Genomic DNA, 7,146 nt, shown 5'->3' with positions numbered 1-7,146 from the left:
TTTGGCAGGAACAAGGTCTTTACCAACAACCTTGAAAAACGAATCTGGAGCGAAGTTGACATAGACCTGGTATATGAAAAGTGGTTTAGAAGGATGATAAAAACAAAGAACACCAAACAAAAACTCGTCATTAACTGCTGCATCATATCTATTGAAGAAGTTAAAATTGCTGACCAATGAACCTACTGAGAAAAATATCAGAAGTTCAGTGAGATAGCGAAGGAAAGCAAAAAACAATCAATCAAAAAGAACTTTAAAACAAAAAAGTAATATTTTTTCTGGCAAAACAGCAACAGCCGTTGTATTCAAATTATATGATTATCAGTATATTATAATGCCAACAGCACAACATCTTCGTAAACTCATCACATCCGGCGAATCAGTAACAGTGGAGTTCAAGCAAGGTTTTAATGATGAAGTAATTGAATCCATTGTAGCTTTTGCCAACACCTCCGGAGGTTCTGTCATTATTGGAGTCAGTAATACAGGGAAAATCATTGGAACGTTGATTGGAAGTGAAACCCTGCAAAACTGGACAAACGAAATAAAGAACAAAACCAGTCCTGCACAGGTTGTTGATATTACCGAGCATGAGATTGATGGTATAGTGATTTGCCAGATTCGGGTGAACGAATATCCGATTAAACCGGTTTCGTTCAAAGGAAGATATTTTAAACGGATTAAAAATTCAAATCACCAACTCGGCGTTCGCGAAATATCTGAAATTCATCTGCAAAGCCTTCAACTCTCATGGGATGCCTATCCTTATCCAAAGGCCTCTCTGGATGACCTTGATTATCATAAGATCAGGCAGTTTATTACCAAAGTGAACAACAGCGGACGGTTCATTCTTCCCGAAAAAGTTGAAGATGCTTTGACTAAGCTCAGGCTGGTTGTTGATAAAATTCCTGTAAATGCCGCCATGCTCCTGTTTGCAAAAGAACACCTGAATCACAATGTGCATATAGGAAGGTTTAAAACCCCATCCATGATTATTGATGATAAAATATACAAAGGCGGTCTGTTTGAAGTTGTTGAAGAAACCATGCGCTACATCATCGGGTAAATCAAAGTGGCATTTGAAATCACCGGTAAAACTACACAGCGAACCGAAATCTTTGAATACCCGATACCCGCATTGCGTGAACTTGTGTTAAATGCAATCATTCATCGTGATTACACCAGTCCGGTTGACATTCAGATAAAAATTTTCGATCAGAGCATCACACTTTTTAATCCCGGGAAACTTTTTGGTGGTATCACCATTGAGCAGCTTAAAACCGACAGCTATCAGTCGCAAACCAGAAACAAACTGATAGCCGAAGTATTTTACCTTACAAAGGACATTGAAAAATACGGAAGCGGCTTTATAAGAATCCGTAGAGAAATCAAAGAATACCCTACTATGTTATTTGAATACAGGGAATTAGGAGATGGATTCCTTGTAGAAATCAAATATGAAAAGCAAAAAACTTCCCTTCAACCACGGAATGATGTCGGGAAAGATGTCGGGAAAGAAATAGCCTTCAAATATCGCAGTATTATTGAAACAATACGTAACAATCCAGAGATAACAATCCCAGAATTAGCAAAAACATCAGGACTTACAACAAGGACAATTGAGCGAAAAATTTCAGAATTGAAAAATTACGGACTTCTCCAAAGAACCGGGGGTAGAAAAGAGGGTTACTGGGCGCTAACAGACGAACAGTGATTATTTTGGAGTATCATTTGAACACAGGTCTTCCTCTTGGAAATCAAATATGAAAATCGAAAATTAGCAACAAAAACAGAATCCAGGGTCGTAGAAAAGGTCGTAGAAAACCTCTCCGAAAACCGAAAACCAAATCATAGAATTTGTTAGGAGGGATAATCATATTACTGCTATGGAGATTGCCAGAGAAATTGGTATTTCACACCGTAAGGTGCAGGAAAACATGGCTAAATTAAAAGAGATGGGCATTTTGAAACGCATCGGCCCCGCCAAAGGCGGGCACTGGGAAATCTATCGAAAAGAACGGGCAAATAGTTGAGGCATTGACACAACGGAATAACCTGAATTCAAGTAAACTTCAGTCCATCAGAAATATGTCTATATTTGTAGCACCAAATCATTTAGACTAAACTTCATATTCTGTTTATTATGAGTACACAAACCTATAATCGCACTTACAATATTCCTTTTACCTTCAACGACATACTCAGGCTTGTACAATCGCTTACAGTAGAAGACAAACTAAGGATTGAACAGGAGATTGAGAAAGAAACCCTTCTGTTTCGGGCACGAAAACTGGATGAGAAAATTCCTGAGAATCCCATCAGCATTGATGAAATTGCAGAAGAGGTCAGAGAGTACAGGGAAAGAAGAGATGAAAAGCAATAACCTATTCATCCTCGATACCAATATTTGGATCAGCTACCTGCTGGGTAAACAGCTCCAACATCTTGTCAGGAAATGCCTGGAAGAAGGAATTGAAATAATCACTTGCCGCCAATTGGTTGAAGAACTTGATGGTGTGATGAAAAGAGAAAAATTCAGGAAATATCTTTCAGAAGATGATATTTCATAGTTTGTTCCTATTCACATAAAGTTTTGCCGGATGATTGAACTAAAGAATGTACCTGACGCATTTACGGATAAAAAAGACAACTTTCTTTTTGCTTTATACAAAACCGGCAAAGCTACTGCATTGGTACCCGGCGACAAATTGTTGATCAAAGAAGCCGCTCACAAAAAAATGAAGGTTCTCAACTGGCAGGAATTCAAACAACTAATTGATGGTTAAGTGGAGTCTCCGAACAAGGAAAACGAAACCAGACGTTTCCGATAGGCTCAACGTCCAAAACACGGAACTGTACTATCATGAAATAGCTCGTACATATCATTTCATGGGGTAAACAACAAGCAAAAATCCCCGAACAAGAAAAATTTATTTCTATGTCAGCAAATCATAAAATAACCATCTACACTGCCGAAGCATCTAACCGCTCAATATTTGCGCATCTGCTAAGTGTGATCAATGACCTGCCCCAGGCGCATGAGCTTGGCTTCCGGCTCTTCAAACGAAACCTGAAAGCCCTCTATCGGCAATCGCTGTTTGGATTTGCCTGGGCGCTTTTCCCGCCACTGGCCACTGCCGCACTTTGGATTTTTCTGCGCGGAAACAACGTTGTAAGTATGGGCGATACGGGCGTATCCTATCCCATTTTTGTGCTCACTGGAACAATACTCTGGCAAATTTTCAGCGAATCTATACTCGCCCCCTTAAAGGAAGTTACTGCCAACAAAGCCATGCTTTCAAAAATAAACATTCCCAGGGAAGGCCTGCTATTATCAGGAATTTATGAACTGATCTTCAACATTGCCATTAAAATGTTTCTGCTTGCCGTCATGTATGTCTGGTTTGAGCAATCCGCCAGCCTAAGAAGTTTACTGCTGGTTCCAATTGGAATCCTGGCCATCACTATCACCGGATTTTCAATCGGACTGGCGCTCACACCACTTGGCATGCTTTATCACGATATCAATAAAGGACTTGCGATAATTCTTCCCTTTTTTATGTACCTGACACCGGTAGTTTATCCCACGCCCAAAGACGGAACAATCGGGCTGATCATGAAACTAAACCCACTTGCGACACTAATACCACAAACCCGCAACTGGTTCACTGCCCAACCAGTTCAAGATATGCACCTTTTCTGGATATTTACTACAGCTTTTTTCTTATTATTCATTATCAGCCTGGTCATTTATCGCCTTGCTATGCCAATGATTATCGAACGCATCGGATCGTAAAGAAGGCTAAGGCTGAGGTTAAGGTATAGTCCCCTCAACCTCAACCTCAACCTCAATCTCAACCTCAATCTCAACCTCAATCTCAACCTCAACCTCAACCTCAACCTTAACCTCAACCTCAACATGTACACTTCCTTCACCCAAATGCCCGTCTGGCAGAAAGCTCACGAACTATCCATAAAGATTTTTCAACTCACAGCCAGCCTGCCACGATCCGAAGATTACGGTTTGACATCGCAAATACGACGATCCTCGAACAGTGCATCAGGAAATATTGCAGAAGGTTATGGAAGAAGAACAAAAAAAGACAAAGCCTACTTTTACATCATTTCACGTGGATCAGCTTTTGAAACCCAGAATCATTTACTCTACGGTTTGGCCGTTGGCTATTTCGACTAATCTCTTAACAATCAATACTTTTCCGAATATAACGATCTCATTTTCGAACTCAACAAACTAATAAACTCCTTAACCTAAACCCCAAAGGCAAAGGCTAAGGTTAAGGTTAAGTAGGCCCCCTCAACCTCAACCTCAATCTCAACCTCAACCTAACCCTCAACCTCAATCTAACCCTCACCCTCATGTCCGAAACCCTCATCACTGTTGAATCCGTTTCAAAGAAATTCTGTCGTCGCCTCAAACGTTCCCTCTGGTATGGTGTGCAGGATATTGGTACTGAACTGCTTGGACACGCCAAAAAGCCCGAACTGCGCAAACACGAATTCTGGGCTGTGAACGATGTAAGTTTTGAGCTAAAGCGTGGCGAGTGCCTGGGCCTGATTGGCCACAACGGCGCCGGCAAGTCCACCCTGTTAAAGATGCTGAACGGACTCATCAAACCCGACACCGGACGTATTACCATGAAAGGCCGCATTGGTGCATTGATTGAGCTGGGTACAGGCTTCAACCCCATTCTTACCGGGCGTGAAAACATTTACAACAACGGCGCTGTGCTGGGGTTTAGCAAAAAAGAGATTGAAAAAAAATTCGATTCCATTGTGGACTTTGCCGAAATTGGCGATTTTATTGATACACCAGTGCAAAACTATAGCTCCGGAATGAAGGTAAGGCTGGGGTTTTCCGTAGCTGCACAGATGGATCCAGATATACTTTTGGTAGATGAAGTATTGGCTGTGGGCGACCTCAACTTCAAACTTAAATGCTTTAACCTGATTGACCATATTGTAGAGCATTGTGCTGTGATTTTTGTTTCTCACTCCATGCAATTAGTATCCCGACTTTGTAACCAAATACTGATGATGGAAGGAGGTAGGGAGATGTACAAAGGACCAGATGTTTCGGAGGGAATTGATAAATATTATAGTAGTCTTAAGGGAACAAACACAGATTTTGTTAGAAATGACTCCGAAATTAAAGTCCTGAAAGTGGCTGTTAACAACTCTGAGGAGGAGATACCACTCATTAAAAGACTGGATGATTTGTTGATAACACTCCACATTCAAATTGACAGTAAATTTGAACAGGCGGTTTCATCTATCATATTGTTTGATTATGAGCAAAAAGCCATTGGTGTTTGTATCAATGAAAAACCTGTTAATTTTGTTGGCGAGGTCGTTGAGAGGAAAAACGGGCAAACAATCATTGCACTGAATGTAAAAATTCCCCGGATCAATCTGAGTAAAGGTATTTACTATATTACCTACACGATGGCAGAAAGCGCACGATCAAAGCCGATAGCAAGGTTAAATAACATCAAGGCATTTCAGGTAACCTCCAAAAGAGATGTTTGGCCACCATTAGAACTGGAAGGCATTTGGCATTAATTATTTAAAAATACGAATTCTTCAATGATCATTACAATACCATTTCTACCCTGGAACGTGAAAATTTTCAGGATAAAAAAAAGTAACATTACAAGTAAGAAAAAAAACACAATGGTAACTAATAAGTTATCTTTATTAATCAGCTCACGGTTTCAAGTTGATAAACCTAAAATTTTTTGTATTTCGATGCAACGAACCGGAACAACTTCTGTCGGGCAGTTTCTTAAAGATCATGGTTATCGGGTAGCTGGATATGGATCCCACTCAAAAGTTTGGAGCGATTTGTGGGAAAAAGGAGATTATGAAGGTATTTTCAGATCTACAGTATTTAAATCATATCAGGCCTATGAAGATAATCCTTGGTGGTTTCCAGATTTCTATAGATTGCTTAATCATAGATTTCCTAAAGCAAAATTCATTCTTTTATATAGAGATAGTGATAAATGGTTTGATTCAATGTTAAGTCATAAAATTATCAAAACTCTTACAAATAACTATAGACATAATAAAATTTACAGAAAATTGGATTTGTATTATGATAGAATCGACAATGATCCGAACTTTGTTCCTGGTATTTTAAATGGTAAAAATGACATTCCTTTTAATGAACTTAAAGATAGATACAAAGCAGTTTATGAAGAATACAACAGAGACGCAATTGAATACTTTAAAAAATATGCCCCTGAAAAACTGTTTTACACAAGTTTGGAAGATAAAGAAAAATGGAAGAAAATGGCCGATTTCTTAAAAATCAAAATTGAGGAAGGTTACGATATCCATACAAATAAAACTGTCAAATGATCACCGTTACCAAACCCTTCATCCCGCCCCTCGAAGAATTCCATCCCTACCTTGAGCAGATATGGAAAAACGGTCAACTGACTAACAACGGCCCATTCCACCGGCAACTTGAGCGGGAACTGGCCGAATACCTTGGCGTAAAATACGTTTCGCTCTTTGCCAACGGAACCCTGGCGCTGGTAACGGCATTGCAGGCCATGCGCATTACCGGCGAAGTCATCACCACGCCCTATAGTTTTGTAGCCAGCACGCATTCGCTTTGGTGGAACAATATTTCGCCTGTTTTTGTGGATATTGAACCTAAAACCTGCAACCTCGACCCTGATAAAATAGAAGCCGCCATCACACCCCAAACCACTGCCATCCTGCCCGTGCATGTGTATGGCAATCCCTGTGATGTGCAGCGTATACAGGAAATTGCCGACAATTATCGCCTGAAGGTAATTTATGATGCCTGCCATACGTTTGGAGTTAGGGTAAACAATGAGCCGGTGCTTAATTTTGGAGACCTCTCGGTGATGAGCTTCCACGCCACCAAGGTCTACAATACCTTCGAGGGCGGCGCCATCATCAGCCACGACGAAAAAACCAAACGCCACATTGACGACCTGAAAAACTTTGGCTTCCGTGGCGAAACCACCGTAATTGCCCCCGGCATCAATGCCAAGATGAACGAAGTGCAGGCCGCCATGGGATTGTTGCAGTTAAAACACATTGACCGGAACATTGAAAAACGCCGCCAGATCACCATCCAATACCGCGAAC

At 40.6% G+C, this 7,146-nt stretch carries 10 protein-coding genes and 1 pseudogene; all 11 read left to right on the top strand.

Annotation, left to right across the window (positions count from 1 at the left end):
- Positions 1-334 precede the first annotated feature (334 nt).
- Positions 335-1,066, top strand: coding sequence for a putative DNA binding domain-containing protein (locus tag IH598_16290; protein ID MBE0640075.1), 732 nt, complete (start codon positions 335-337; stop codon positions 1,064-1,066).
- A 6-nt stretch (positions 1,067-1,072) separates the two neighbouring features.
- Positions 1,073-1,714, top strand: coding sequence for a winged helix-turn-helix transcriptional regulator (locus IH598_16285; GenBank protein MBE0640074.1), 642 nt, complete (start codon positions 1,073-1,075; stop codon positions 1,712-1,714).
- Positions 1,715-1,847: 133 nt separating this feature from the next.
- Positions 1,848-2,033: a winged helix-turn-helix transcriptional regulator gene (locus tag IH598_16280; protein MBE0640073.1), complete on the top strand. Its 186-nt coding sequence runs from the start codon at positions 1,848-1,850 to the stop codon at positions 2,031-2,033.
- Between the two features lie 110 nt (positions 2,034-2,143).
- Positions 2,144-2,383, top strand: coding sequence for a hypothetical protein (locus tag IH598_16275; protein ID MBE0640072.1), 240 nt, complete (start codon positions 2,144-2,146; stop codon positions 2,381-2,383).
- Positions 2,370-2,570: a putative toxin-antitoxin system toxin component, PIN family gene (locus tag IH598_16270; protein MBE0640071.1), complete on the top strand. Its 201-nt coding sequence runs from the start codon at positions 2,370-2,372 to the stop codon at positions 2,568-2,570. The genes IH598_16275 and IH598_16270 overlap by 14 nt, the downstream gene beginning before the upstream one ends.
- 30 nt (positions 2,571-2,600) lie before the next feature.
- Positions 2,601-2,786, top strand: coding sequence for a hypothetical protein (locus IH598_16265; GenBank protein MBE0640070.1), 186 nt, complete (start codon positions 2,601-2,603; stop codon positions 2,784-2,786).
- A gap of 152 nt (positions 2,787-2,938) precedes the next feature.
- Positions 2,939-3,796: an ABC transporter permease gene (locus tag IH598_16260; protein ID MBE0640069.1), complete on the top strand. Its 858-nt coding sequence runs from the start codon at positions 2,939-2,941 to the stop codon at positions 3,794-3,796.
- Between the two features lie 123 nt (positions 3,797-3,919).
- Positions 3,920-4,273, top strand: a pseudogene (locus IH598_16255) (four helix bundle protein).
- Positions 4,274-4,377: 104 nt separating this feature from the next.
- The gene (locus tag IH598_16250; protein MBE0640068.1) at positions 4,378-5,580 is read left to right on the top strand and encodes an ABC transporter ATP-binding protein; all 1,203 of its coding nucleotides are present in this window, start codon (positions 4,378-4,380) and stop codon (positions 5,578-5,580) included.
- Between the two features lie 186 nt (positions 5,581-5,766).
- A complete protein-coding gene (locus IH598_16245; GenBank protein ID MBE0640067.1) occupies positions 5,767-6,381 on the top strand; it encodes a hypothetical protein in 615 nt (204 codons plus the stop codon).
- A partial coding sequence (locus IH598_16240; GenBank protein MBE0640066.1) for a DegT/DnrJ/EryC1/StrS family aminotransferase occupies positions 6,378-7,146 on the top strand: 769 nt, incomplete at its 3' end. The genes IH598_16245 and IH598_16240, both read left to right, overlap by 4 nt.

The organism is Bacteroidales bacterium, from assembly GCA_014860585.1.
In the GTDB taxonomy this organism is placed as follows: Bacteria; Bacteroidota; Bacteroidia; order Bacteroidales; family 4484-276; genus RZYY01.
Note: the sequence above shows the minus strand (reverse complement) of the source record. Positions and strands in the feature narration are given on the sequence as shown.